Here is a 25797-nt window from a genome sequence, read left to right on the forward strand (position 1 = left end):
GTGAAGAAGATCTTGCTCCCGGCAACCGGCGCGATGGCCGCCAACCGCTCGGCCAACACCTGCGTGGTTTCGGGAACAAAATCACCGAAGTTGGAGAAATGAGCGATCTTCGACAACTGAGCCGCTACCGCATCCGCGATCTCCGTGCGCCCGTGCCCGACATTGGTGAACCACAGGCCCGCCGTCGCATCCAGATACCGAGTGCCCTCGCGGTCCCAGATGTACGCGCCCTCACCGCGTGAGACGACAAACGCGCCGTTCTTCTCCACAGCGCCCATGTCCGCGAACCCGTGCCACAATGCCGAAGCCATCATTGTCCCCTTCGAATACAAACGATGCTGGTGTGCAAACGATGTGCTGCGACTATATCGACACCAGGAATCCGCGCACGACGGCGCTCGCCCGGCACCGGCTTTCACGGGCGCACCCGTAATCTGTCGACCATGACTTTTGCCGACAATCTTGCAGCACTGCCCGCCATCGATCATCTGGCCGCCATCGAGGTACTCGACGCCGACGGAAACGTCATCGACACCGTGGAGAACAAGCCCGGAAAGTCCGGCTCGGTCAAGGTGTACAACCATCTCGCTCAGGTCTACGGCGCGCTGACACCCGAAGCCGCCTCGGCAGGATTGACGATCTTCGCCGAGCACACCGAGGACGCCCGGGCGAACCCCGGTAAGCATCCGAACGTGGACCGCCTCGAGCAGGTGCTCGCCTCCGGCAATCCCCTAGGACTTCGCAGCGTTCCGTCCGCGTAGCCCGGCTCCCAGCCGTCCGACGGCATTGACTGCCAACGCCATCAGGGCCATCGCGATGCCCAGTACGACGAATCCGATGAACAGGGCCAGATAGCCCTGGTGGCGCGGATCCATGAACGGGTAGGGATACCAGTCGACGATCGAGCCTCGGATCAACGTGTACACGCCGTACACGACCGGGAACAGCAACCACTGCAGTGAACGTGCTTCGGAGATCCTGTGCCTCGAGGCGAAGAACACCCAGTCGAGCAGCATGACCAACGGAAGAATCCGATGCAGCGCCGAGTTGATCCAGGCATCGTTCAAATTGACGTCGATATCTGCCAGGAGGACGGCGTAGATGATGCCGGTGATCACCATGTACAGCGTCACCGCCCCGCGGATCGACTGCCACGCCTGCGATTGTGGATCTCGAATTGCACCGACCAGCAACACGATCACCGCAAGAATGTTGCTCTCGATGGTGAAGTAGCTCAGATAGTTCGACAGAGACAGCTCAGCCGCGTCACGGATCGGGATCCACAGCAAAGCGGCAAGTCCGAACACAGCAAACAACAGTCTCAGGGCTCGCACGGCGATCGGCGTCGACAAGGCAGGCACCGATGACTCATTTGCGGTATTTGTCGTCACTGGTCGATATTTGCACATCAGCACGATCTGCGAGCGGTAGTTGTGAACGCGTTCGATAGGCTGTCATCAGCATGTCTACAACACCACCGGCCCCGCTCTCCCCCAAGCGGAGTGACCTGAAGAGCGCGCTGGCGCAGGTCTCACTCCGCGACGAGAGTCGACTCCGTCGCAAACTCGACCGTGCCCGCACACCAGACGCTTTGGTGGCGCTGGCCGAGGAAATCGAAACGGCGCGCACGCGGTTGGCCGCACGCTCCGCCAATGTTCCCGCAGTCTCGTATCCGGAAGCTCTGCCCGTCAGTCAGCGCAAGGACGACATCGCGACCGCGATCTCGGAGAATCAGGTTGTCATCGTCGCCGGCGAGACCGGCTCGGGTAAGACAACCCAGATCCCGAAGATCTGTCTCGAACTCGGACGTGGCGTCCGCGGTTTGATCGGACACACACAGCCGCGCCGGTTGGCAGCACGCACCGTTGCCGAACGTATCGCCGAAGAACTCGACACCGAACTCGGCGACGCCGTCGGATACACCGTGCGGTTCACCGACCAGGTCTCGGACCGCACCTACGTCAAGCTCATGACCGACGGCATTCTCCTCGCCGAAATTCAGCGCGACCGTATGCTCCGACGCTACGACACGCTGATCATCGACGAAGCGCACGAACGCAGTCTCAACATCGACTTCATCCTCGGTTACCTGGCTCAGCTGCTCCCCCGCCGACCCGATCTCAAGGTCATCATCACGTCGGCGACCATCGATCCCGAGCGCTTCGCCAAGCACTTCGCTGTCGACGGTAAGCCCGCGCCGATCGTCGAGGTATCCGGGCGAACATTCCCTGTCGAAATGCGTTACCGGCCACTGACCGTCGAATCCGGCGACATCACCTTCGACCGCGATCCCGTCGACGCGGTCTGCGAGGCGGTCGACGAGCTGAGCGCGGAGGGCGAAGGCGACATCTTGGTCTTCCTCTCCGGCGAACGCGAAATTCGCGACACCGCAGAGGCTTTACGCGATCGGCGTCTTCGCAACACCGAAATCGTCCCGCTGTACGCGCGGCTGTCTGCTGCCGAGCAACACAAAGTGTTCTCGCCGCACACCGGCCGACGCGTCGTCCTTGCCACCAACGTGGCCGAGACCTCGCTGACCGTTCCCGGCATTCGGTACGTCGTCGATCCGGGAACCGCGCGCATTTCGCGATATTCGGTGCGCACCAAGGTTCAGCGGTTGCCGATCGAGCCCATTTCGCAGGCGTCAGCTCGTCAGCGTTCCGGGCGTTGCGGCCGCGTCGCCGAAGGAATCTGCATCCGCCTGTATTCCGAGGAGGACTTCGAGTCACGGCCGGCATTCACCGAACCGGAGATCCTGCGAACCAACCTCGCATCCGTGATCTTGCAGATGACGGCCCTCGGCCTGGGCGACATCGCGGCATTCCCCTTCGTCGAACCGCCGGACCAGCGCGCCGTGAAGGACGGAATCGGACTCCTCGAGGAACTCGGCGCCATCGCGCGAGGTTCCGAGGCCAGCCACCCCGAACTGACGCCGGTCGGCCGCGAGCTGGCCCAGATTCCGGTGGATCCGCGGATGGCACGGATGCTGGTGGAAGCCAAGAACAACGGTTGCCTTCACGAAACCCTTGTCATCGTCGCGGCGTTGTCCATCCAGGACGTTCGCGAGCGGCCCGCCGAGTTCCAGCAAGCCGCCGACGAAAAGCACGCCCGCTTCAACGTCGAGAACTCCGACTTCCTGGCCTACCTGAAACTGTGGGACTACTTACGCGAACAACGTAACGATCTGTCCTCCAACCAGTTTCGCAAGATGTGCCGGAACGAGTTCCTGCACTGGCTCCGCATCCGCGAATGGCAGGATCTGCACGGGCAACTCCGGCAGATCACCCGCGGTCTCGGCTGGACAGTGGGAGAGACACCGGCAAGCGAGAACGCGATCCATCAGTCGCTCCTTGCCGGGTTGCTCTCGCATATCGGGCTACGCGAGGGCGAGAAGCGGGACTACCTCGGCGCCAGGGGCAGCCACTTCGCGATCTTCCCCGGATCGGGACTGTTCAAGAAGCCACCACGCTGGGTCATGGCCGCCGAACTCGTGGAAACGTCGAGGCTGTGGGCGCGCATGTCCGCGCGTATCGAACCCGAGTGGGCTGAAAAGCTCGCCCCGCACCTGGTGAAACGGACCTATTCCGAACCGCACTGGTCCTCCAAGCGCGGCTCGGCGATGGCATACGAGCGGGTCACTCTCTACGGAGTTCCTCTGGTAACCGGCCGCGCAGTGACGTACTCACGAATCGATCCCGAGGCCTCTCGCGATCTCTTCATCCGCCATGCGCTCGTGCAGGGCGAATGGCAGACGAACCACAAGTTCTTCCACGAAAACCGTGCACTCCTCGACAACGTCGAAGAACTCGAGAACCGCGCGCGCCGACGCGACATCCTCGTCGACGACGAAACTCTCTACGAGTTCTACGACGAACGTATCGGCCAGGAAGCCGTATCCGCCAAGCATTTCGACCAGTGGTGGAAGACCGAGCGGCGCAAGAATCCGAGTCTGCTGACTTTCACACCGGAAACGGTGGTCAACTCCGACGCAGCTGCAGTACTGGGCGGCGAGTACCCGGACGCCTGGCGCCAAGGCGACATGCAGTTTCCACTCACTTACCAATTCGAGCCGGGAAAGGACGACGACGGCGTCAGCGCGCACATCCCGGTCGGCCTGCTCGCGCAACTTCAGCCGGTCGGCTTCGACTGGTTGGTCCCCGGTATGCGCGTCGATCTGGTTACTGCTCTGATCAAGACGTTGCCCAAGAACATCCGACGCGCTGTCGTGCCCGCACCCGACTACGCCGCCGCAGCGTTGGCAGCAGTCAAACCTCGATCCGAGCCGTTGATGACCGCAATGGCCCGCGAACTCTCGCACTTGGGCGGGATCCAGATCGACGCCAAGGACTTCGATCCCGCCGCGCTGCCCGACCATCTTCGGATGACGTTTGTCGTCGAGGACGAATCGGGCAAGGTTCTCGCGAAGGGCAAGGATCTGGCGCAGCTACGACGCACACTCGCCCCGCGCGTGCAGAAGGAAGTGGCCAAGGCGGCAACCGGAACCGAACGGACAGCGGCAACCGTCTGGACATCCGAAACCCTGGGCGCATTGGAAGAGACCATCACTCGCTCCATCGGCGGACAGCAGGTGACCGGCTACCCAGCTCTGGTGCCGGAGAACGGCGGAGTTGCCGTTCGTGTCCTGAGTACGCCGGCGGCGCAGGCGCAGGCGATGAGGGAAGGTACGCGGGCGCTTCTCCTCGCGGCCGTTCCCACCCAACTCAAGGCAGTGACCGCCGGCTTGTCGAACACTCAGCGTCTGGCTCTCGGCCAGAATCCGGACGGCGGCTTGGAGGCCCTCGTCGAAGATTGCCGGGTGGCAGCTGCCAACGAAGTGATTGCGGCCCACGGTGGACCGGTACGCACGCCTGAAGCGTTCGATGCCCTGGTGAAGATCGCACGCTCCGAACTGGCCGGACGCGTTTCCGCGATCCTGCGCATGATTGTTCCGATCCTCGAACAAGCACACCAACTGAGCGTCGTGCTGGACCGCTCGCGCGGCGAGGCAGCCGACGACGTCCGAGAACAGTTGACCTCACTGCTGTTTCCGGGATTTGTCGCCGAACTGGGATCGGCCCGCCTACGCGATTTACCGCGGTATCTTGCCGCAGCAAAATTCCGTCTCGAAGCTCTGCCCGCAAGTGCACAACGAGATCAGCAGGCTATGGATGTCCTCGACCGGGTGTACGCAGCGTACGACCAGTTGGTGAGTTCGCTTCCCGAAGAGCGTCGCACTGCTCGAGATGTCGACGCGATCAGTTGGATGATCGAGGAACTGCGCGTGAGCCTGTTTGCGCAGTCCCTCGGTACACCCACACCGATTTCCGAAAAGCGAGTCCTGAAAGCTATCGAAGCGATCAAGCGTTGATGTTCGGCGAGAATTGCGGGATCAGTAGATTGTCTGAATGTTGACGTTGGTGAGGAAACCGCCAAAGGTGGCAACAGTGTTGGCGAACCCGAGGGTTACCAGGCTGTTCACGACTCCGAGAACTGCAACTAAGTTCATAACGCCTCCGTGAAGATCCGAGATGCGGACGAACGTACCTGGTAGACACTAAGCGAATAACGTGCCCGATTTGTTCGATTGTTCGCTTTGTGTTCTCAGCGTTACCTAAGACCGCTCTGTGCTCTCAGCGTTATCTGAGGCGAAGGCCTCAGTCGACGGAAACGGTCTCGGCGCCGGGAGCCTTCTCGGCGGCACGGGTCTCTGCATGCTCGCGCATGTCGGTGATCTCACGTTCGAAATCCGCAGCCGAGCTGAAGGACTTGTACACCGATGCGAATCGCAGGTAGGCGACTTCGTCGAGATTTCGAAGCGGATCGAGGATCGCGAGCCCTACCTCGTTACTGGGAATTTCGGCAGAACCCGAAGCTCGAACGGCATCTTCGACCTGTTGGGCGAGCAAATTCAGCGAATCGTTGTCCACTTGGCGGCCCTGGCATGCGCGACGCACACCTTTGACAACCTTTTCTCGGCTGAAAGGCTCCGTGACGCCGCTGCGCTTCACGACCGAGAGAACTGCCGTCTCGACCGTGGTGAATCGGCGGCCACACTCGGGGCACGAACGGCGCCGCCTGATCGCCTGGCCCTCGTCGGCCTCGCGCGAATCGACCACTCGGGAATCAGGGTGCCGGCAGAACGGGCAATGCATCGGGGTTCCTTCGTTGTCGCCGAAATGGCCGCAACTCAGATTCGCTACCGACTGCAAATCCTCCGACGATTTACAGAGCAGATCCACGTACTCAACGCGACCACCCGAGGTGGTGGGACTGTCAAGTGGACAGCTTACTCGCTGTGAACGGACTGCTCTCACGCTCGGTACGCCCCCGCCTGGTACGGGGTAGGTCAGCGCCCCGAGGCCGGCACGATCAGCGTTTGTCCCACTGACAGTCCGGAACTCGACATCGCATTGAGATCCATGATCTGCTCGATCACCGAACCGACAGCCTGGCCAGGTGCAACCTTGGCAGCAATATCACTGAGGGATTCACCCGCGGCAACGCGAACCACTTCGGTCGCGCCGTTTGTCGCAGCTACGTCACCACTCGACAAAGCGCCGATCCCCACCAACGCCAACACTGCGAATGCGGTGAATACGGCGCCCAGGAAAACCGTCTTCCAACCGACATCCTCGGCGGCCACTTCATGTTCGACCCGTGACACACCGACCCTGTTTCGGTGCGCGAAACTTCCTCCGTACGGGCGTGACGAATCGTGCTCGCTGTCCCACCGGCGAGGAGATTCGCGCAATGAACGCGAACCTGAAACCGCGCCCACCGCCGGAACCCGGCGAACGACGGCCGCCTGCGGTTCGTTGTCGACATCCCTGGCCACGCCATGCATTTCGGCCGCTCCGCGCCGTTCGAAGGACACAGCGTCTGCATCGGGCCCATAGAACGAGGGGTGGTACTTCAGTGCCGACGTACCGTCGAAACCAAACGCGTCGAAACCAATCGCGTCGTCGAAAACCCTGTTGCTTTTCAGTGCTGCGTTACCCATCGTGACCTCCGCTGGTCGACACCGATCGATGTGTTCGATCATGCGTTCGATGGAACGCATGTTCGAATTTCTACCACGCCTGGCCGACAATGTCTCTACTTGGAGCGACACGAATCGAACAGATGTTTGAAACCGCGAGCAAATCCGGCTAGATTCGTGTCAGACCACACAGCGGGAATTGCGAAAGCCTCCGTGTTTGTCGACAGCTCGAATGTTGGCAGGAGGCACCGACAGGTTTCTGCGCGACTTGCACCAGGCACTTTTGCAGGCAGTTTTCAGACACGACTTGTTCAGACACGACTTCTTCAGACACGACTTCTTCAGACACGGAGGCAACAGGCCATGAAGGACGATCGCTCCAGCACAGCCGCGGAGGCAGGAGCTTCTGCAGTTCCGTCTCCGTCGAGCGAGACGCTCACCGAGCGTCAGCGGCGCGTTCTCGAAGTGATCCGCGATTCGGTGACGGAGCGCGGGTATCCGCCGAGCATTCGCGAAATCGGGGATGCGGTGGGGCTTACCTCCACGTCGTCGGTCGCGCATCAACTGCGAACGTTGGAGCGCAAGGGCTTCCTTCGACGCGATCCCAATCGCCCTCGTGCAGTCGATGTTCGGGGTCTCGACGAGGTTGCGGCCGATACCGCCATCGCGTCGGTGTCGAAGCATTCCGGCGAGTACAACAGTGCCGACCCGCTGCCAGAGCCGGCGTTCGTCCCCATCCTGGGCCGCATCGCTGCCGGCGGACCGATCCTCGCCGAGGAAGCTGTGGAGGATGTGTTTCCACTCCCCCGCGAGCTCGTCGGCCAAGGTTCGCTCTTCATGCTCAAGGTTGTCGGTGAGTCGATGATCGATGCAGCGATCTGCGATGGCGACTGGGTTGTCGTCCGTCAGCAGAACGTCGCCGAGAACGGTGACATCGTGGCCGCAATGATCGACGGCGAAGCCACCGTGAAGACGTTCAAGCGTACGAAGAAGGAGGTGTGGCTGATGCCGCACAACGACCTCTTCGAGCCGATTCCCGGCAACAACGCCGTCATCTTGGGCAAGGTTGTCACGGTCATGCGGAAGATCTGAGTTCGCTCGCACCCTCGATCACAAAACTCTGGGCCCCGGCATCAGCCGGGGCCCAGAGTCTTTTCGTGACGATCAGCGGTCCATCACCCGAATCAGAGATTCAGCGAACGTCCGATGATCTCCTTCATGATCTCGGTTGTGCCACCGTAGATGGTCTGCACACGAGAGTCCATGTACGCCTTGGCAACCGGGTATTCCTTCATGTAGCCGTAGCCTCCGTGCAGCTGGAGGCAGCGGTCGATGAGCTTGACCTGAGCTTCGGTGGTCCACCACTTCGCCATCGCAGCTTCCTGCACGGTCAGCTTCTCGGCATTGAGCTGCTCGATGAACTTGTCCACCAGGATGCGCACTGCCGTGGTCTCCGTTGCCAATTCGGCCAGTACGAATCGGGTGTTCTGGAAGCTGCCGATCGACTTGCCGAATGCCTTGCGGTCACGGCAGTACTGGATCGTGCTCTCGAGAACCGATTCCATTGCGGCGGCAGCAACGACGGCGATCGAGAGTCGTTCCTGGGGAAGGTTCTTCATCAAGTAGAAGAAGCCCATTCCCTCTTCGCCCAGCAGGTTGGCAGCGGGAACGCGTACGTCGGTGAAGCTGAGTTCGGCGGTGTCCTGAGCCTTCATGCCGATCTTGTCGAGATTGCGTCCTCGCTCGAAGCCGGGCATGTCCCGCTCGACCACGAGGAGGCTGAAGCCCTGAGCACCCTTGTCCGGGTCGGTGCACGCGACAACGATGATGATGTCGGCGTTGATTCCGTTGGTGATGAAGGTCTTCGAACCGTTGAGTACCCAGTGGTCCCCGTCGCGAACTGCTTTCGTCTTGATGCCCTGCAGGTCGCTACCGGTACCCGGTTCGGTCATCGCGATCGCCGAGATCAGCTCACCCGACGCGAATCCGGGTAGCCAACGCTGCTTCTGCTCCTCGTTGGTCAACTCCAGGAGGTACGGCGCCACCACGTCGTTGTGCAGCGTGAAGCCGATACCACTGAAGCCACCCTTGGTGGTTTCCTCGGTGATGATCGCGTTGTAGCGGAAATCCTTGACACCGCCGCCGCCGAATTCCTCAGGTACCGCGGTTCCCAGGAATCCCTGCTTTCCGGCCTCGACCCAGACGTCACGATCGACGATGTTCTGCTCTTCCCACTTCTCGTGGTTCGGTGCCACGTGCTGTGCCAAGAACTTCTGGTACGACTCCCGGAAGAGTTCATGTTCCGGTTCGAACAGGGTGCGCTCCACGCCGACTCCTTGCAATTCGATATACGGCACTTCAGTGATGTACCCGGTGGGGACGATGTACCCGGTCGGGATGTTTTCGCTGAGACTGGGCACGCCGAAGTTCGCGGGCCCACGTCACTGCCTCCGACGGTAGAACCTGTTGCGATACCCGTCGATGACCCGAACGATCACGATTCGTGACTGTAGCGGTTATCTGTTACTCGAAGTACGGAATTTGGCTAGGTATCGCATGATCGGGTAGGCGACCAGGATGCCGATCGACCCCCAAGCGATGCCGCCCAGCTCGACCGAACCAATGGTCAGCGTCAGGTTCCCGATGCCGGCAACCAGTGCGGCAGCGGCGACGGTCAGGTTGACCGGATCGGTGAAGTCCACCTTCGCTTCCATCCAGATGCGCACACCGAGAATGCCGATGAGTCCGTAGAGAACCATCGTCGCACCGCCGATGACGCCGTTCGGAACCGTGAAGACCAGTGCACCGAATTTGGGCGAAAATGCCAGGATCACGGCGGTGGCGGCCGCTACCCAGTACGCCGCGGTCGAGTACACACGCGTCGCTGCCATGACCCCGATGTTCTCGGCATACGTGGTGGTTCCGGATCCGCCGCCGGCGCCCGCCAAGGTCGTGGCGAGACCGTCTGCAAACAGCGCATTGCCGGCCAGATCATCGAGGGACTTACCCGTCATGGCGGACACCGCCTTGACATGTCCGACGTTCTCGGCGACCAGAACGATCACCACGGGCAGCGCGAGCACGATCACCGACCAGTCGAACGACGGTCCGTGCAGACTCGGCAGCCCGAACCAGTCGGCTTCGCGCAGAGCGGACACTCGTTCACTGTCGAGACCACCGAGGACCGCGGCGAAGACCCAGCCGATCACTACGCCGACCAGAATGCCCAACCGGCCGAGCAGCCCGGGACCGACGACCGTGACCAGCAGGATCGAAACGAGCGTCACCGTGGCGATCAGCGGCTGCGATTCGAAGGAGCCGACCGCCGTCGGAGCGAGGTTGAGACCGATCAGCGCGACGACAGCGCCTGTCACTACCGGCGGCATGACGGCGTCGATGACCCGGCTGCCGATCAGACGTACGGCGACGCCGATCAACATCAACACGATGCCGACGGCCATGACGGCACCGAGCTGCGCGGCCGGGCCCGATCCTGCCGACGCTGTCAGCGGGGCGATGAACGCGAAGGACGAACCGAGATAGCTCGGGATCCGGCCCCGGGTGATGAGCAGGAACAGCGCGGTGCCGATACCCGAGAACAACAGCGTCGTCGTGACGGGGAAGCCGGTGATGGTCGGAACGAGCAGTGTCGCTCCGAACATCGCGATGACGTGTTGCATCCCGATTCCGATGGTGCGCGGCCAACTCAGTCGTTCGTCCGGCGCCACGACGGCTCCGTCGGCGATCCGCTTGCCGTCTCCGTGGACAGTCCAGCCGATTCCGCCGGCCCCGGTCATTGTTTCTCGTTCGATCACAGGTCGAAATACTAGAGGTCAGGCGCTCGGTCTCCGACCGAGACCAACGAAACCAGTTCAGCTGATTGCGTCGGCCGCCGCTTTGCGCGCTGCCACCGGATCACCGGTTGCCAGCACCGCCGCCGCAGCCGCCTCACATTGCGCCATGGTGACTGACCCGACCTTCGCTCCCACACCCGCGACCGACGCCGCAGCGCACGACAGCGAGGAAACTCCGAGTCCGGCCAGAACACACGCCAACAGTGGATCGGCGGCCGCCTCACCGCAGACGCCGACGCGCTTGCCTGCCGCCTGACCGGCCTGGGCCGTACGTGCGACAAGGGCGAGCACCGCGGGCTGCCATGGATCGGTCAGGTCGGCGAGTTCGGAGGACATCCGATCAGCGGCCATCGTGTACTGAGCGAGGTCGTTGGTACCGATCGAGAGGAATTCGACGTGTTCGAGAATCTGGTCGGCCAACAGCGCCGCCGCCGGGATCTCCACCATGACTCCGGGAACGAGATCGCGTGCCCGCACCGCATCGGCAAAACGTTTCGCCTCGGCCGGGGTGGCGATCATCGGTGCCATGACCCACGGGGACGAGTTGGTCGACGCCGCGGCTGCCGCGATCGCGTCGAGCTGGCGGTCGAGAATTCCCATGTCCTGCCAGGCGATTCGGACCCCACGAACGCCGAGTGCCGGATTCGCTTCCTCTTGATGGTTGGCGAATTTGAGCGGCTTGTCCGAACCCGCGTCCAACGTGCGAATGATGACCTTCTTTCCTGCGAAGGCCTCGAGAACTTCGGCGTAGATCGCCGCCTGCTCGTCTACGGTCGGTTCGGTCTCACGGCCGAGGAAGCAGAGTTCGGTCCGGAAGAGCCCGATGCCTCCCGCTGCGGTCAACGCCGCGGCGCGAGCGCCCGCGCCGTCTTGAACATTGGCGAGAACGTCTACCGGCCGACCGTCCGACGTCCGGCCTGGTCCGGTCCACGTGCTGACGCGTTCGCGATCGATCCGGGATTGTTCGACCAGTTCGCGCGCCTGTTCGGGATCCGGCTCCGCGATCACGTCGCCGGTGGTTCCGTCGATCAGAATCGGTGTTCCGGCCGCGATGGATTCCAATTCCTTCGCAGCCACGATGCACGGGATGCCCAACTGCCTCGCGATGATTGCCGTGTGGCTGGTCGGGCCGCCGAAGATGGTCACGAGTCCGATGATCTTGGTTGCATCGAGGCCCGCGGTGTCCGCAGGAGCCAGATCGTCCGCGCACAGCACCGACGGCGTCTCGGGCATCGGAACTCCGGGTTCGGGCAATCCGGAGAGTTCGGCGATCACGCGGTCGCGGATGTCCTCGAGATCGGTGACGCGCTCGGCCATCACACCGCCGACCTTGGTGAACAGCACCACGAACTGCTCCGTCGCCGCGATCGCAGCCTGCACCGGGGGCACTCCGCCGGCGATCGACTTCTTTGCCGCCCCGATCCAGCCGCGATCGGCTGCCATCGCCGCGTTGGCCTGCAAGACCTCGGCGGCCGCGCCTGTGGCTTCGCCGGCCCGTCCGAGAAGGCGGTTCTCGACAGCCTTCGCTGCTGCGACGAAGGCGTCTGCAGCGGCCTCTCGATCGGCCTCGTCGAGTGCGGGCGCATCGGTGACGAGTTCTGGTCGGCTGGACGGCCAGATAGCCGGGCCGTAGGCAATTCCGGGCACGACGGGGGTGCCGTGCACGGTGATTCGGTTGAGCTGTTCGGTCATCTGTCCTCCTTGAGCGATGGGCCCGGTGTCACACCGGATCACCTCGAGCGCGTAAAGCCCTCACCTTCGTTGTGACGAAGATTACTCCCAAGTCTTGACATGTCAACACACTCGGGCGTAAAACAACATAAAGCAACATTCACTGTGATCCACAACGCACCGTCGGATCACATTTCGGAATCGGAGAGCACGTGTACGCGGAAGAACGCCAACAAGCGATCGGCACCATGGTGTCGCAGCGCGGACGCATGTCCGTGGCGGCGCTGTCGGAAACCTTCGGTGTGACCACCGAGACCGTGCGTCGCGATCTGGCCTTCCTCGAGCGGATCGGACAGATCAGGCGTGTACACGGCGGCGCCGTTCCGACCGGATCCCTCCACGTGACCGAACCGGGCATGGCGGAACGCGATCAGACTCGCGCGCAACAGAAGGACCGGATCGCCCGCTGCGCGGTCACCTATCTCCCTCCTACCGGCGGCAGCGTCATCTTCGACGCGGGCACGACCACGGGCCGCATGATCCCCGAACTACCGACCGAGAACGACTTCACGGCCGTGACCAATTCCGTGCCGATCGGCGCACGACTGGCATCGATGAACTCGATTTCCCTGATCCTGCTCGGCGGACGAGTACGCGGGGTGACGCAAGCCGCGGTCGGCGAGGACGCTCTACGCCTGCTGAGCACGTTGCGGGTCGACGTCGCCTTCGTCGGAACCAACGCGATCAGCGTCGGGCACGGACTCTCCACCCCGGACAGCGAAGAGGCCGCCGTCAAACGAGCGATGGTCAAGGCCGCCAATCACGTTGTCGTGGTGGCCGATTCCAGCAAAGTCGGCCGCGAGCACTTGATCAGCTTCGCGCCACTCGACAGCATCGACGTCCTCATCACCGACGAAGAGATCAGTCCCACAGACACATCCGAGTTCCACGACCACGGAATCGAGGTGGTGATCGCATGATCGTCACACTGACAGCCAACCCGAGTATCGATCGGACCGTACAACTCGAGCAACGGCTCGAACGAGGCTCCGTCCTACGCGCCCACTCCACTCGCAGCGACCCCGGCGGCAAGGGGGTCAACGTGGCGCGTGTTCTCGCCGCAGCCGACCTCGACGTGCTCGCGGTGCTGCCGGGAAACGGTGGTGACCCTCTGCTCTCGGCGCTCGCAACCGGTGGGATTCCCCACATCGGCGTCGCCACAACGGGTCCGGCTCGCACCAACATCACCATCGCGGAACCGGACGGGACCACGACGAAGATCAACGAACCGGGCGCAACGCTGTCCGGTTCGACGCTCGACGCCCTGGCACAGGAGTTGATCGCCCGCGCCGATACCGCACTGTGGTTCGCGCTGTCCGGCTCACTGCCTCCCGGCGTTCCGCTGGGGTGGTACGGCGAACTGGTCGCCGCGCTGCGCGATCACCCGTGCAAGGTGGCGGTCGACACCTCGGACGCCCCACTGACGGCACTCGCCGAAGGCTTCCCCGGCTCGGCACCTGATCTGCTCAAACCCAACGGCGAGGAACTCGCGCAACTGACCGGCGTCGACGGCCACGTCCTCGAACGCGCTGCCGAGAACGGTGATCCCGGGCCTGCAATCACGGCGGCGCAGCGATTGGTCGACCGCGGCGTCGGCAGTGTGCTCGCCACACTCGGCGCAGCCGGTGCCGTCCTCGTCACGGCCGACGGCGCGTGGATCGCCACCGCTCCCCCGATTGTCGCAGTCAGTACCGTCGGCGCAGGCGATTCGTCGCTGGCCGGCTACATCCTCGCCGAAGCTGGCGGCGGCTCGGAATCCGAGCGGCTACGTCACGCGGTCGCCTACGGAAGCGCCGCTGCCTCCCTTCCCGGCACAACCCTTCCCACACCCGAACAGATCGATCTGGCAGCGGTTTCGGTATCTGCAGCAGATGCCGCCTCTCCCATCCCCGTCCCCACCGAACTCGCCTGACGCCCTAAGGAACCTGACATGTCCGATACCACCGCAGCCGGCAGTTCCGGCCCGGAGATCATCAGTCCCGAACTGATCTCACTCGACACCGACCTGGGTTCGACCAAGGAAGATGTCATTCGTTCTCTCGCAGCGCGATTGACTGCAGCGGGACGGGCGAGCGACGCCGCGGGACTGGTCGATGCCGCACTCGCTCGCGAAGCGCAGTCCGCGACCGGACTGCCCGGCGGAATCGCAATTCCCCACTGCCGCGCCGAGGCTGTCTCGTCCGCGTCCCTGGGGTTTGCTCGACTCGATCCGAAGGTCGACTTCGGTGCACCCGACGGCCCCGCCGATCTGGTCTTCCTGATCGCGGCCCCCGAAGGCGCCGGGGCCGAGCACATGAAGCTGCTCTCCTCCTTGGCCCGAGCACTCGTCAGGCCCGCGTTCGTCACGTCACTTCGTGAAGCGTCGACGCCGGACGAGATCGTGAGACTGGTCGACGAGGTACTCAACCCCGCACCGAAGGATCCTGCAGCAAAGGCTGCGGCAGCGACACCCCCGGCACCCGTTTCCACCGGGAAACACGCTACCGAGGAGACCCCGGCACCAGCGCCCGCGGAGCGTCACATCGTCGCGGTCACCGCCTGCCCGACCGGAATCGCTCACACCTACATGGCGGCGGACTCACTCGTCGCCGCGGGTGAACGCGCCGGCATCAAGGTTCACGTCGAAACGCAAGGTTCAAGCGGAAGCACCCCCCTTGACCCTTCGGTGATCGCGGGAGCCGCCGCGGTCATCTTCGCCACCGACGTCGGAGTGAAGGGCCGCGAACGATTCGCCGGTAAGCCCGTCGTCGCTTCCGGTGTGAAGCGGGCAATCAACGAGCCGGACAAGATGCTCGCAGAAGCGTTGCGCGCCTCCGAGAATCCCGCCGCCGCCACCGTTGACGGCACCGCCGCAGCGGCCGCGGATTCCGATGCCGGTTCCGTAGGGTTCGGCACCCACCTCCGTCAGGTCCTCCTGACCGGTGTCAGCTACATGATCCCGTTCGTCGCGGCCGGCGGTCTGCTGATCGCACTCGGCTTCCTGCTCGGCGGATACGAGATCTCCGGTCCGGCCAAGGACATCGTTCTCAACAACTCGATCACCAACCTTCCCGACGGTGGTCTGGCCACCTATCTCGGCGCAGTGCTGTTCCAGATCGGTTCGTTGGCATTCAGCTTCCTGGTGCCCGCGTTGGCCGGCTACATCGCCTTCGCCATCGCCGACCGGCCTGGCATCGCTCCCGGCTTCACAGCCGGCGCGGTCGCCGTGTTCGTCGGTGCCGGTTTCATCGGCGGCTTGGTCGGTGGTCTCATCGCCGGTGTCGTCGCGCTCTACATCGGCCGGATCGCCGTCCCGCAGTGGCTGCGAGGCCTGATGCCGGTGGTGATCATTCCGCTGTTCGCGACGCTGGTCGTCGGAGCACTGATGTTCATCGTCCTCGGGCGTCCGCTCGCCGCGATCACCTCCGGTCTCACCGACTGGCTCAACGGACTGTCCGGCAGCTCGGCCATCTTCCTCGGCATCATTCTCGGCCTGATGATGTGCTTCGACCTCGGTGGACCGGTCAACAAGGCGGCTTACGCCTTCGCCGTCGCCGGACTCAACGTCAACGACCCGGCCACTTTGCGCATCATGGCGGCTGTCATGGCTGCCGGTATGGTTCCGCCGCTTGCCATGGCACTTGCCTCGACGGTGCTGCGTCCCAAGCTCTTCAGCGAAGCCGAACGGGAGAACGGAAAGGCTGCCTGGTTGCTGGGTTCGGCATTCATCTCCGAGGGCGCGATTCCGTTCGCCGCTGCCGACCCGCTTCGCGTGATCCCCTCGATGATGGCGGGCGGCGCGGTCACCGGCGCGCTGATCATGGCTTTCGACGTCACTCTCAGCGCCCCGCACGGCGGGATCTTCGTCTTCTTCGCAGTCGGCGGAATCGGCTGGTTCCTGGTCTCGCTCGCCGCGGGAACCGTGGTAGCTGCGCTCGCCGTCGTCGGAGCCAAGGAGTTCTTCCGCAAGGGGCCGTCCGATGCCGAACTCGACCCCGAAATCGTGCCCGCTGCGGCATGATCGACAGCAGGCAACACTGCAGTCACCACCTGAGTCACCAGATCTGCCCGAACACCCCACAACGTCCGCAACGACAGTTCTACAACGAGGAGATCCCATGCCCAGCAAGACAGTTGCCGTCGGTTCCGCAGTCGGCCTCCACGCCCGCCCCGCCGCTCTCATCGCCGAAGCAGTCGGAGCCTCCGGCGCCACGGTCACCCTCGCAGTCGCCGACGGCGAACCGGTGGATGCAGGTTCGGCACTGATGATCATGACGCTCGGAGCCGCCAAGGACACCGAAGTAACCATCGAGTCCGACGACGCCGACGCACTCGCCAAGGTCGCCGAGCTGGTAGCCGCTGATCTCGACGCCTGACCTGATGTCAGTCGGTGCTGTGCAGCGGGCCGGACACTCTCACGGAGTCAGTGCGAGTGTCCGGCCCAGCCAGTCCATTTCGAGTTCCAGAGCAGTGCCCCACACATCACCCGAGTGCCCGCCGGGAAGGGTGTAGTAGTCCACGTTCATGTCGGCGGCGCGCGCAGCCTCGAACATGATCTCCTGCTGAGGGCGGTAGATGTCGTCGTCCTCACCCGCGACAAATACACCCGACAACTGCGGATACCGATTCTGCGCCATCAGGTCTCGGGCGTTGACCGCGTCGAACGCGCTTTCGTCACCGTCGAACATGGCCGCCACGGTGTCCTCGTGATCACCGGTCGACGGTTCGTCCTGCCCGGAGAAGTCCAGGAACGACGGGTATCGGTCCGGGAAGTTCACGGCCATCTCGATCGCGCATGTCCCGCCGTAGGAGAACCCACCGATAGCCCATTGCGCAGCGTCCGGATTCACTTGAAGGTTCGATTCGATCCAGTTCGGGACGTCCTGGTCCAGATACGTCGCGACGTTGCCGAGCGCAGAATCCATGCAGCCGGGGTTGGCGTCGTAGTCCCCCAACGCGTCGGGCACCACCACGACGGGAGCAAGCCCGGAATGCCTCGACGCATAGGCGTCGACGGTGGTCGCGAGCCGGCCACTGTCCAGCCAGTCGCTGGGGCTGCCGGGCTCACCCGCCACCAACACCAGTACGGGCAACTCGGCACGCGGATCGGCAAGATAGGCCGGCGGGAGATACAGCGTCGCAGGCCTCGCGTCGAATCCCGAAACGTTTCCTGGAATCGCCGCTTCCGTCACGACACCGTTGCTCGGCATCCGCACCGGAACCTGCCAATGAGTTTCGGTGGGCAGTCCCCGTTGAACCCAAGGTTCGGCCCCGGGGAGCGAATCGAAGGCAACGTTCTCGACCGAGCCCACCGGCCAGTGCCCGACCAGTGAGCCGAGTGTGGGATAGGTGCCGGTCTGCGCGTTGACCTGACCCACTGCGACGATCGCGGCCAGCCCGGCGAATGCCGTCACCGAAAGGCCACGCGCAAGCCCTGGGCGCCGAAGGAGAACGAGTGCGGCGCCGATGACTCCGAACATCGCCAGCGCTATCCAGACAAAATTCGACGCCGGTAGCTGCGCGGGCAGCGGCCGAAAGCTGAGCCACACGAACGTCGCACCGGTGGCTGATCCGAGCACTGACAGACCTAGCGCGACCAACGCGGCCCGACGCGGCAACCACCGAAGCAGAAGCAACGTGCCGACGCCGACGATGACGGAACCCACGAGCAGCGCTCCGGTGATGTGTCCGTGCTCGAGTGACATACGCGAGAGCCGCGTCAGGAGTTGATGCCCGTGCATTCGTTCCAGTATCCACATCTACCGTCGGTCTGCGAATTCGTGGAATTATTTGGGAATCAGCGGCGTCGTCGAAATCTCACGAACGCCGCGCCCCCGATCGCACATCCTGCCGCGACCAACCCGGCCCACACGAATGTCCACGGATCGACCCCGACACCGACCGAACCGTCAGACGAGTCAGCCGTCGCTTCTGTCGCGTCCACGAGCGCTCGCATCACGTACACCGGCGGCAACGCTCCGCCGGCAGATTCAGAACCGATCAGAACATCGCCCGCATCGTTGAATGCCACCGCCTCACCCTGAGGCTCCTTCGGGAGCGGGATCCGCAGCGGTTCGGTACCGGTGAGCGTCGCGCCGATTCCGCCGTCCACGACTTCGTACAGGTACAGGTCGGAGTAACTCCGAAGTGCGATCGCCGAACCGTCCGACGACACCGCTCCCCCGGTGAACATCACCGACACGGGCTTCTCCGGTCCGAGGGACACGGCTCCGACGCGCTCGAGCGGCGTCGGGCCGGGCTGCGCCAAGTCACTCAGTTTCTGATCCCCGATCGGTGTGTAGACACTGCTTTCGCCGAACAATTCCTTGGTCACGACAAAAACGTGGCCGTCGGGGTCTAGCAGTATCGACTCGGTGTCGTGCGCACCGTCCGGGTACGTGAGGCGGTGCAACGTACCGTCACCGGAATCGAGGTCCATCGTGATGAACGCCACTGTTTCGCGGGTCCGGAGGTTGTCACCGGTGTCCGAGAGAACGAGCGTTCGCCCACTCACCGCAAGATCTTCGACGTCGTAAGGGTCTATCGGGACCGGAATCTGTTTCTGGACAACACAGTTCAGGTCCATTTCGAATACGAAGTCGTCACTGCCGCCGTCGCCCATCGCGTAGATCCGATCGTCGACGACGACCATCCCCGACAACTCCTGGAGCGCAGGATCGGTAGGCGTACAGAGTGGGGCGAACTCGCTCGGTTCGAACGACGACGCCTGTGCGAGCGCTCCGGGAAGCAGTGCGGTTGCCGTAGTCGCAGCAATCACCGCGACCACGGCCCCGAAACTACGCACTAGGTGCGTACTCGACCAATGCCGAGGCCAACATCTGTGGCACGCGTGCGTGCACCCGCGTTCCCGCCTCTTCGTGAGTCGATTCCAAAATCGTTCCGTCCGAGTGGATTCGAGCCATCAAGTCACCGCGCGTGTACGGCACCAGCACGTCGACCTCGACCTCCGGCCGAACCAGCACCTCGCTGAGATGTGCTCTTAGTTCGGCGATTCCCTCACCCGTCCGCGCCGAGACGAACACGGCACCAGGCAACAGACCACGTAGTTGCGTCAACGTAACCGGATCTGCCGCGTCGATCTTGTTGACCACGATCAACTCCGGCGGAGCCTTCGAATCCGTCTCGCGCAGAACATCGGTGACGACTTCCCGCACAGCCTTGATCTGTTCTGTCGGCAACGGATCCGAACCGTCGACGACGTGCAGCAGCAGATCCGCGTCGGTTACTTCCTCGAGAGTCGAGCGGAATGCCTCGACCAACTGAGTCGGCAGGTGTCGCACGAAGCCGACCGTGTCGGTGAGTACGTACTCGCGGCCGTCGTCGAGTGCTGCGCGGCGAGTGGTCGGGTCCAAGGTGGCGAACAACGCGTTCTCCACGAGCACACCCGATCCGGTGAGCGAATTGAGCAGACTCGATTTGCCCGCGTTGGTGTATCCGACGATGGCGATCGACGGGATGTCGCTCTGCAGTCGACGTGTGCGCTTGGTGTCGCGAGCGGCCTTCATGCCCTTGATCTCGCGGCGTAGTTTTGCCATGCGCTCACGAATACGACGGCGGTCCGTCTCGATTTTCGTTTCACCGGGACCACGCAGACCCACACCGCCGTTACTGCCGGCACGGCCACCGGCCTGGCGCGACATCGACTCGCCCCAACCACGCAGACGCGGGAGCATGTACTCCATCTGAGCAAAAGCGACCTGCGCCTTACCCTCACGCGAAGTGGCGTGCTGAGCAAAGATGTCGAGAATCAGAGCTGTCCGGTCGATGACCTTGACCTTGACGATCTTCTCCAGCGCCGTGAGCTGCGCCGGCGTCAGCTCACCGTCGCAGACGACGGTGTCGGCACCGGTCGCCAGCACAACTTCGCGCAGTTCCTGCGCCTTGCCGGAACCGATGTAGGTGGCAGCGTCAGGTTTGTCGCGACGCTGAACCAGTCCTTCGAGGACCTCGGAGCCGGCCGTCTCGGCAAGTGCGGCCAACTCGGTCATGCTCGCCTCGGCCTGCTCGGCAGTTCCCTGCGTCCAGACGCCGACCAGGACAACTCTTTCGAGTCGAAGCTGGCGGTACTCGACTTCGGTGACGTCCTCGAGCTCGGTCGACAGACCGGCCACGCGGCGCAGGGCGCCGCGATCTGCGAGTTGCATCTCACCGGTCGACGGGTTGCCCGATGCGGACGCTGCCGTGTATTCGGCTTGCGCGTACTCGGACTGCTCGTGAGCGGTGGACTCTTCGTTTTCATGTGTGTTCGTCATACAAGATCCATGGTCCCACGAAACCTGGCCACGGTGCATCCGTATTTCCTGCAGGCGTATTTCCCGCGGGCGATATCACACAAGCGATTGCCACCAGGCATCGCTGATCGTCCCGTTCGCCACCAGAACCGAGGGCCCCCGCAACGACCCTTTGCCGCCTTCGACGGTGACCTGCACCTCGCCACCGAGCACGCGCACCAGTACCGAGCCTTCATCGCGGCCGTCGTACCTCAGCGCCGCGGCCGCCGCTGCGACCGTTCCGGTTCCGCAGGAACGAGTCTCGCCCACACCACGCTCGTGTACGCGCATGTGGACCCCACCGTCGTGGATCGGCGTCACGATCTCGATGTTGACCCCGTGCGGGAAGAACCCGGGATCGAAGCCCGGAGAAACACTCAAATCGAGCGCACTCAAAACTTCTGCCGTCACGTGCTCGTCGACACACGCCAAATGCGGATTACCGACGTCGATCCCGACGCCGGCGAAGACGCGGCCGTCGATTGTTGCCGAGCTGGTGCCGAGGTCCTTGATCGTGCCCATCGCCACGGTCACGTCACCATGCGTGGCGTCGTAGCCGTGCACCACGACCGGACGCGCTCCGGCGCGGCTGCCGACCACGAACTCGTCCTTGCTCTCCAAGCCCGAGGCCTTGAGATAGTGGGCGAATACGCGAACGCCGTTTCCGCACATCTCGGCGATGGAGCCGTCGCTGTTGCGGTAGTCCATGAACCAGTCTTCGGCAGCGACGCCGTCGGGCAGCGCACCGAGCACGCCCGCGTCCGCAAGTGCGCCTGCCCGGGCGACACGAAGGATGCCGTCGGCGCCGAGGCCACGCTGACGATCACACAACGCTGAAACTCGCGCCGGCTCGAGATCGATCCGAACGTCGAGGTCAGGGAGAACAACGAAGTCGTTCTGCGTGCCGTGGCCCTTACTGAAATCCATGGTCGCCATCCTATCCGGACCTACCGAGCGACTTACGCAGGTGACGCGGTCACCACCACGTTCTGTTCGTAGGTGAAGCCGGACGGCAACGAGGGATCCGGCACCGTCGCGCCCCCGCAGGTCACCAGGACAAGCCTGGGCGCACCGGATTCGGAGAAGAACTCCGCAGGCAAAGCCACCTTTTCGTACAACTTCAGGCTCGCTGCGTGATAGGTGAACATCGTTCCGGTGTCGTCACTGACATAGATCGGTGTTCCGGGCTTCATCTGGTGCAGTGCCCACAAGGCGCCGTGCGTGCGGTCACCGTCGTCGACGTGGCCGGCAACAAGATTGGTACCCTCCGAAGATCCGAACTGCACGCCGTTGGTGAAATGCGAAACCTTGTCAGGATGCGGAAGGATCATTCCGCGGTTGGCGCCGAACCCACTGGTCACGATGTCGGCTCGCACATCCAGATCGGGAATCGCGAGCGTGTTCGGCGGCAGATCCGTTGGCGCAGGCGTCCAACTCGCCCCTGGATCGGTTGGGGCTCCCACGTCGAAGGGCGCTTCGGGAACAGGTGCGCTGATGGGCTTCCCGGCCGCACTCACCGCAAAGTAGATCAGTACCCCGCCGACCGTGAGAAATGTGACGAGCAGAAGAACCAGCGGTAGCCGACCCGCGCGTCGACGTTTCGGATGCGCGTGCGCCGCGGTCTGCGCCATGTTCGTTGTCCTCCAGTCCGTCGATCGCGAAACCGATCGATCGCGAAATAGCTAACTGTAAGATAGCTGATCCGCTCGATCGTGTCACAGACCGCGATCTGCGAGCGCCGCGAAAGCGGAGTTGGGCAGCTCCGGATCGGCACCGTCGAGCCAGTGCACGCGTGCGTCACGACGGAACCATGATCGTTGGCGGCGAACGTAGCGCCGCGTCCCGATGAACGTCCGTTCGAGTGCTTCGGCCAGATCGTATTCACCGTCGAAATGTGCGAGCACCTGTGCGTAGCCGATGGCTCGCGGCGCGGTGACGCCATCACGCAATCCTTGCTCGACGAGCACGGCAACTTCGTCGACAAGTCCGTCCGAAAACATCAGCTCGGTTCGCAACCGAATCCGGGCGTCGAGTTCTTCCGTATCCCGATCTACGCCGAGAATGCGGGTTCCCCATCGAGGGTCACCGATCTGCGGCGCCGAGGCCGCGAACGGCAGACCTGTCAGCTCGACGACCTCGAGCGCCCGAACCATCCGCCGGCCGTCCGTCGGCAGTATCGACGCCGCCGCTACCGGATCAGCAGCAACAAGCGCCGTATGCACCGCACCGACCCCACCGTCGGCCAGCACTGCCTCCCACTTCGCACGAACTTCGGGATCCGTTGCCGGAAAGGACCATTCGTCGAGTAGAGACTGGACGTACATCATGGATCCGCCGACGATCACCGGAACCTTGCCCGCCACGATCAGATTCTCGGCGATCGCGATCGCGTCGCTTTGATAACGCGCGACGGTGGCGGTCTCCTTCACGTCGAGAACGTCGAGCAGGTGATGCGGAATCCCGCGACGCTCGGCCGGCGTCAGTTTGGCGGTCCCGATATCCATGCCGCGATAGAGCTGCATCGCGTCGATGTTGATGATTTCACCGCCGAATTCCTCGGCCAGTGCCAGCGCGAGATCGGACTTTCCCGACGCTGTCGGACCGACAACTGCGATCGGGCGAAGTTCTTCAGGGACGTTCACGGCCGCCACGTCCCGACGTGGTAACCGACGCCGAACGGCGCATCGCTGTAGTCGACCGTCGCGCGAGGATGGGCTGACCGAGACGAGCCCGTAAAGGCACCGGCCAGGACCTGCCACGCCGCGCGCCCCTGGGCTCCGACACTCCGGCAGAGCTGGGGATCGAGAGCAAGAAGCGCCTCCGGGTCACCGGCCGTCAGGGCGTCGTCGATGGCCGACTGCACACCCGCGGCGCGCTCGTCGAAGCTTCCTGGCGCCTTTGCCGTCAGCGTGGACGCACCGTCAGCAACGATCAGAAGCCCTTGCGGTCGGTTGTCGCTGTCGAGTTGCTTGCGCAGCTGCTGCCCGAACTCACGACATTCATTCGCCGACGCCTTTGCACTGACGACGTGCATGTCGACGGTTATCTCCACGTCTGTTCGGCCACGCAGCCAGCCGGCAACAAGGGCGCACAGTTCGAGAGATGGCATCGGTTCGCCTGCCGCATCCGCGTCCAGTGACGTCCGGACATCGGCGCCGAATCCAGCGAACGTACCGATCTGCCCACGTCCGACGCCCGATCGCCAGAGTTCGCCTGCTGCATTCTTGGGTCCTGCATTCTCGAGGCCGACACCGACGCCCACCCAGTGAACCGCCTCGTGAGAGAGCCGGCGCACGGCGGCTATCGCTGTAGCGCGCACCTGAGCGGACTCGGCCGAATCACCGGACAATTCCGGCACGAGTAACGGCGCCGAGGGGACGAGAACAGCGGAAGTCAACACAGTTGCCACGCTAGTCGACCCCGAGGTGGCGACCTCACACCCTCTTACCTGATTCAATAGTCGGAGAACGTGAGTACCGGGTTCAATGGAACCAGGAATGCGATCAGGCAGCCGTGACGCGCGGCAGAGACGAGGACCGATGACCGAGAACAGTGAACCCACCACCGGCGCCGACAGCAGTTCGGCCAGCCCGAGCCCGGCAGCACCCAAACCCGGCGCTCCCAAACCTGGTGGACCACGCCCCGGTGCGCCCCGCCCCGGAGCACCTCGCCCCGGACCAGCAGCCTCGCATGCCGTCACCGCCGCACCGGCCAGCGACCCGAGCAAGTTCGGACGCGTCGAGGAAGACGGAACCGCCTGGGTGAAGACCGCTGACGGTGAACGTCAGATCGGTTCGTGGCAGGCCGGCGACGCCACCGAGGGCCTCGCCCATTTCGGTCGTCGCTACGACGACCTCGCGACCGAGGTCTCGCTACTCGAGGCGCGACTGACGTCGGGCGCCGGAGACGCCAAGAAGACCAAGGCTGCCGCCATCGCTCTGTCCGAATCCCTCTCGACCGCTGCAGTAATCGGTGACCTCGACGCTTTGGCTCGCCGACTCGACGTGATCGTTGCCGGTTCCGACGAGGCCGCAGCGCACGCGAAGGAAGAGAAGGAACAGTCTCGCGCGGCAAGCACCGCCCGCAAGGAGGCCCTCGCAGTCGAGGCCGAGCAGATCGGCTCGGAGTCGACCCAGTGGAAGACCGCGGGTGATCGACTGCGCGAGATTCTCGACGAGTGGAAGACGATTCGCGGAATCGACCGCAAGGTCGACGACGCGCTGTGGAAGCGGTACTCCAAGGCTCGCGAGTCCTTCAACCGACGACGTGGAGCGCACTTCGCCGAACTCGACCGGGATCGTGCGAGCGCCCGTTCGACGAAGGAAGAACTGGTCGAGCGCGCCGAGAAGCTGTCGACCTCCACTGAATGGGGACAGACCGCCGGGGAATTCCGCGATCTGCTCAGCGAGTGGAAGGCTGCCGGCCGCGCACCGCGCGAGGCCGACGACAACCTGTGGAAGCGCTTCAAGGGCGCTCAGGACGTGTTCTTCGCCGCGCGCAACGCTGCTGCATCCGAGCGCGACGCCGAATTCGAGCAGAACGCAGTCGCGAAGGAAGAGCTGCTCGCTGCCAATGCGAACATCGATCCGGCGCACGGACTCGAGAACGCCCGCGCAGCGCTTCGCGACCTGCAGGAGAAGTGGGACGCGATCGGCAAGGTGCCGCGCGACCGAATGCAGGAACTCGAAGCGAAGCTCCGGGCCATCGAAACCAAGGTGCGCGACGCGGTCGACGCCGAGTGGCGTCGCACCGATCCGGAAGCACTTGCCCGGGTCGCGCAGTTCAAGGAGCGGGTGAGCCAGTTCGAGGAGCAGGCCGCCAAGGCTCAGGCTGCCGGCAAGACGAAGGACGCCGAGAAGGCTCTCGCTCAGGCCAAGCAGTGGCGTGAGTGGGCCGAAGCTGCCGAAAGCGCCGTCAACGAGTAATCGACGACGAGCTGTAAAGACAACAAAAACGCCGGGTG

Annotated in this window: 22 protein-coding genes; 8 read left to right on the top strand and 14 right to left on the bottom strand. The window is 63.6% G+C overall.

What is annotated here, in order from left to right:
* A partial coding sequence (locus AC1Q61_RS15645; RefSeq protein WP_492651060.1) for an aminotransferase class III-fold pyridoxal phosphate-dependent enzyme occupies nucleotides 1-314 on the bottom strand: 314 nt, incomplete at its 3' end.
* Nucleotides 315-443: 129 nt separating this feature from the next.
* Between AC1Q61_RS15645 and AC1Q61_RS15650 the strand changes: the two genes are divergently transcribed.
* Nucleotides 444-761, top strand: coding sequence for a DUF2322 family protein (locus AC1Q61_RS15650; protein ID WP_003942194.1), 318 nt, complete (start codon nucleotides 444-446; stop codon nucleotides 759-761).
* Here the strand turns inward: AC1Q61_RS15650 and AC1Q61_RS15655 are convergent.
* Complete coding sequence (locus tag AC1Q61_RS15655) at nucleotides 732-1361, bottom strand: Pr6Pr family membrane protein (RefSeq protein ID WP_042922640.1); 630 nt, start codon at nucleotides 1359-1361, stop codon at nucleotides 732-734. The two genes, AC1Q61_RS15650 and AC1Q61_RS15655, sit on opposite strands and share 30 nt — an antisense overlap.
* Before the next feature lie 101 nt (nucleotides 1362-1462).
* Here AC1Q61_RS15655 and hrpA point away from each other — a divergent pair, with 101 nt between their 5' ends.
* Nucleotides 1463-5368, top strand: a complete 3906-nt coding sequence (gene hrpA / locus AC1Q61_RS15660; RefSeq protein ID WP_492651061.1) for an ATP-dependent RNA helicase HrpA — start codon at nucleotides 1463-1465, stop codon at nucleotides 5366-5368.
* Between the two features lie 286 nt (nucleotides 5369-5654).
* On the opposite strand, the gene nrdR is transcribed toward hrpA, so the two are convergent.
* Both nrdR and AC1Q61_RS15670 read right to left on the bottom strand, forming a co-directional pair.
* Nucleotides 5655-6152, bottom strand: a complete 498-nt coding sequence (gene nrdR, locus AC1Q61_RS15665) for a transcriptional regulator NrdR (protein WP_030535543.1) — start codon at nucleotides 6150-6152, stop codon at nucleotides 5655-5657.
* A gap of 194 nt (nucleotides 6153-6346) precedes the next feature.
* Nucleotides 6347-7060 carry a LysM peptidoglycan-binding domain-containing protein gene (locus AC1Q61_RS15670; RefSeq protein ID WP_003942242.1) on the bottom strand — a complete coding sequence of 238 codons (714 nt, stop codon included), beginning with the start codon at nucleotides 7058-7060 and terminating at the stop codon, nucleotides 6347-6349.
* A gap of 282 nt (nucleotides 7061-7342) precedes the next feature.
* Here AC1Q61_RS15670 and lexA point away from each other — a divergent pair, with 282 nt between their 5' ends.
* Nucleotides 7343-8071 carry a transcriptional repressor LexA gene (lexA, locus tag AC1Q61_RS15675; protein WP_007735195.1) on the top strand — a complete coding sequence of 243 codons (729 nt, stop codon included), beginning with the start codon at nucleotides 7343-7345 and terminating at the stop codon, nucleotides 8069-8071.
* 92 nt (nucleotides 8072-8163) lie between these two features.
* Here the strand turns inward: lexA and AC1Q61_RS15680 are convergent, their stop codons facing one another.
* From AC1Q61_RS15680 to AC1Q61_RS15690, 3 genes are all read right to left on the bottom strand, one after another.
* On the bottom strand, nucleotides 8164-9306 hold the full coding sequence (locus AC1Q61_RS15680) for an acyl-CoA dehydrogenase family protein (protein ID WP_007735194.1): 1143 nt from the start codon (nucleotides 9304-9306) through the stop codon (nucleotides 8164-8166).
* Nucleotides 9307-9495: 189 nt separating this feature from the next.
* The gene (locus AC1Q61_RS15685) at nucleotides 9496-10776 is read right to left on the bottom strand and encodes a uracil-xanthine permease family protein (protein WP_162113583.1); all 1281 of its coding nucleotides are present in this window, start codon (nucleotides 10774-10776) and stop codon (nucleotides 9496-9498) included.
* Between the two features lie 75 nt (nucleotides 10777-10851).
* Nucleotides 10852-12525, bottom strand: a complete 1674-nt coding sequence (locus tag AC1Q61_RS15690; RefSeq protein WP_064112803.1) for a putative PEP-binding protein — start codon at nucleotides 12523-12525, stop codon at nucleotides 10852-10854.
* Between the two features lie 191 nt (nucleotides 12526-12716).
* Between AC1Q61_RS15690 and AC1Q61_RS15695 the strand changes: the two genes are divergently transcribed.
* From AC1Q61_RS15695 to AC1Q61_RS15710, 4 genes are all read left to right on the top strand, one after another.
* Nucleotides 12717-13484: a DeoR/GlpR family DNA-binding transcription regulator gene (locus AC1Q61_RS15695; protein ID WP_003942134.1), complete on the top strand. Its 768-nt coding sequence runs from the start codon at nucleotides 12717-12719 to the stop codon at nucleotides 13482-13484.
* The gene (locus AC1Q61_RS15700) at nucleotides 13481-14476 is read left to right on the top strand and encodes a 1-phosphofructokinase family hexose kinase (protein ID WP_042450660.1); all 996 of its coding nucleotides are present in this window, start codon (nucleotides 13481-13483) and stop codon (nucleotides 14474-14476) included. The genes AC1Q61_RS15695 and AC1Q61_RS15700 overlap by 4 nt, the downstream gene beginning before the upstream one ends.
* An 18-nt stretch (nucleotides 14477-14494) precedes the next feature.
* Entirely contained in the window at nucleotides 14495-16564 is a 2070-nt protein-coding gene (locus AC1Q61_RS15705) for a PTS fructose transporter subunit IIABC (RefSeq protein WP_007735189.1), read from the top strand.
* Nucleotides 16565-16661: 97 nt separating this feature from the next.
* Nucleotides 16662-16919 carry an HPr family phosphocarrier protein gene (locus AC1Q61_RS15710; protein WP_003942144.1) on the top strand — a complete coding sequence of 86 codons (258 nt, stop codon included), beginning with the start codon at nucleotides 16662-16664 and terminating at the stop codon, nucleotides 16917-16919.
* 39 nt (nucleotides 16920-16958) lie between these two features.
* Here AC1Q61_RS15710 and AC1Q61_RS15715 read toward each other — a convergent pair whose 3' ends face one another.
* From AC1Q61_RS15715 to AC1Q61_RS15745, 7 genes are all read right to left on the bottom strand, one after another.
* Nucleotides 16959-18284 carry an alpha/beta hydrolase gene (locus AC1Q61_RS15715; protein WP_252194385.1) on the bottom strand — a complete coding sequence of 442 codons (1326 nt, stop codon included), beginning with the start codon at nucleotides 18282-18284 and terminating at the stop codon, nucleotides 16959-16961.
* 56 nt (nucleotides 18285-18340) lie between these two features.
* On the bottom strand, nucleotides 18341-19330 hold the full coding sequence (locus AC1Q61_RS15720; protein WP_238592719.1) for a hypothetical protein: 990 nt from the start codon (nucleotides 19328-19330) through the stop codon (nucleotides 18341-18343).
* A gap of 10 nt (nucleotides 19331-19340) precedes the next feature.
* Nucleotides 19341-20816 carry a GTPase HflX gene (hflX, locus tag AC1Q61_RS15725; RefSeq protein WP_003942213.1) on the bottom strand — a complete coding sequence of 492 codons (1476 nt, stop codon included), beginning with the start codon at nucleotides 20814-20816 and terminating at the stop codon, nucleotides 19341-19343.
* Between the two features lie 75 nt (nucleotides 20817-20891).
* Entirely contained in the window at nucleotides 20892-21761 is an 870-nt protein-coding gene (dapF, locus tag AC1Q61_RS15730) for a diaminopimelate epimerase (RefSeq protein WP_215515877.1), read from the bottom strand.
* Between the two features lie 32 nt (nucleotides 21762-21793).
* The gene (locus AC1Q61_RS15735) at nucleotides 21794-22465 is read right to left on the bottom strand and encodes a class F sortase (RefSeq protein ID WP_492651062.1); all 672 of its coding nucleotides are present in this window, start codon (nucleotides 22463-22465) and stop codon (nucleotides 21794-21796) included.
* An 84-nt stretch (nucleotides 22466-22549) separates the two neighbouring features.
* Complete coding sequence (gene miaA / locus AC1Q61_RS15740; protein ID WP_042450669.1) at nucleotides 22550-23485, bottom strand: tRNA (adenosine(37)-N6)-dimethylallyltransferase MiaA; 936 nt, start codon at nucleotides 23483-23485, stop codon at nucleotides 22550-22552.
* The gene (locus AC1Q61_RS15745; RefSeq protein ID WP_042450672.1) at nucleotides 23473-24234 is read right to left on the bottom strand and encodes a class III extradiol dioxygenase subunit B-like domain-containing protein; all 762 of its coding nucleotides are present in this window, start codon (nucleotides 24232-24234) and stop codon (nucleotides 23473-23475) included. The genes miaA and AC1Q61_RS15745 overlap by 13 nt, the downstream gene beginning before the upstream one ends.
* Before the next feature lie 139 nt (nucleotides 24235-24373).
* Here AC1Q61_RS15745 and AC1Q61_RS15750 point away from each other — a divergent pair, with 139 nt between their 5' ends.
* Nucleotides 24374-25759 carry a DUF349 domain-containing protein gene (locus AC1Q61_RS15750; protein ID WP_003942193.1) on the top strand — a complete coding sequence of 462 codons (1386 nt, stop codon included), beginning with the start codon at nucleotides 24374-24376 and terminating at the stop codon, nucleotides 25757-25759.
* Nucleotides 25760-25797: the final 38 nt, after the last annotated feature.

The organism is Rhodococcus sp. MPR-R1B, assembly GCF_058793255.1.

Bases quoted from the DNA above. Each gene is read 5' to 3' on its own strand.
- AC1Q61_RS15685 (WP_162113583.1), bottom strand. From the start codon at position 10,776: ATGACCGGGGCCGGCGGAATCGGCTGGACTGTCCACGGAGACGGCAAG.
- lexA (WP_007735195.1), top strand. From the start codon at position 7,343: ATGAAGGACGATCGCTCCAGCACAGCCGCGGAGGCAGGAGCTTCTGCA.
- hflX (WP_003942213.1), bottom strand. From the start codon at position 20,816: ATGACGAACACACATGAAAACGAAGAGTCCACCGCTCACGAGCAGTCC.
- AC1Q61_RS15690 (WP_064112803.1), bottom strand. From the start codon at position 12,525: ATGACCGAACAGCTCAACCGAATCACCGTGCACGGCACCCCCGTCGTG.
- AC1Q61_RS15705 (WP_007735189.1), top strand. From the start codon at position 14,495: ATGTCCGATACCACCGCAGCCGGCAGTTCCGGCCCGGAGATCATCAGT.
- AC1Q61_RS15735 (WP_492651062.1), bottom strand. From the start codon at position 22,465: ATGGCGCAGACCGCGGCGCACGCGCATCCGAAACGTCGACGCGCGGGT.
- AC1Q61_RS15710 (WP_003942144.1), top strand. From the start codon at position 16,662: ATGCCCAGCAAGACAGTTGCCGTCGGTTCCGCAGTCGGCCTCCACGCC.
- AC1Q61_RS15650 (WP_003942194.1), top strand. From the start codon at position 444: ATGACTTTTGCCGACAATCTTGCAGCACTGCCCGCCATCGATCATCTG.
- AC1Q61_RS15700 (WP_042450660.1), top strand. From the start codon at position 13,481: ATGATCGTCACACTGACAGCCAACCCGAGTATCGATCGGACCGTACAA.
- AC1Q61_RS15715 (WP_252194385.1), bottom strand. From the start codon at position 18,284: ATGCACGGGCATCAACTCCTGACGCGGCTCTCGCGTATGTCACTCGAG.
- AC1Q61_RS15670 (WP_003942242.1), bottom strand. From the start codon at position 7,060: ATGCGTTCCATCGAACGCATGATCGAACACATCGATCGGTGTCGACCA.
- hrpA (WP_492651061.1), top strand. From the start codon at position 1,463: ATGTCTACAACACCACCGGCCCCGCTCTCCCCCAAGCGGAGTGACCTG.
- nrdR (WP_030535543.1), bottom strand. From the start codon at position 6,152: ATGCATTGCCCGTTCTGCCGGCACCCTGATTCCCGAGTGGTCGATTCG.
- dapF (WP_215515877.1), bottom strand. From the start codon at position 21,761: ATGGATTTCAGTAAGGGCCACGGCACGCAGAACGACTTCGTTGTTCTC.
- AC1Q61_RS15750 (WP_003942193.1), top strand. From the start codon at position 24,374: ATGACCGAGAACAGTGAACCCACCACCGGCGCCGACAGCAGTTCGGCC.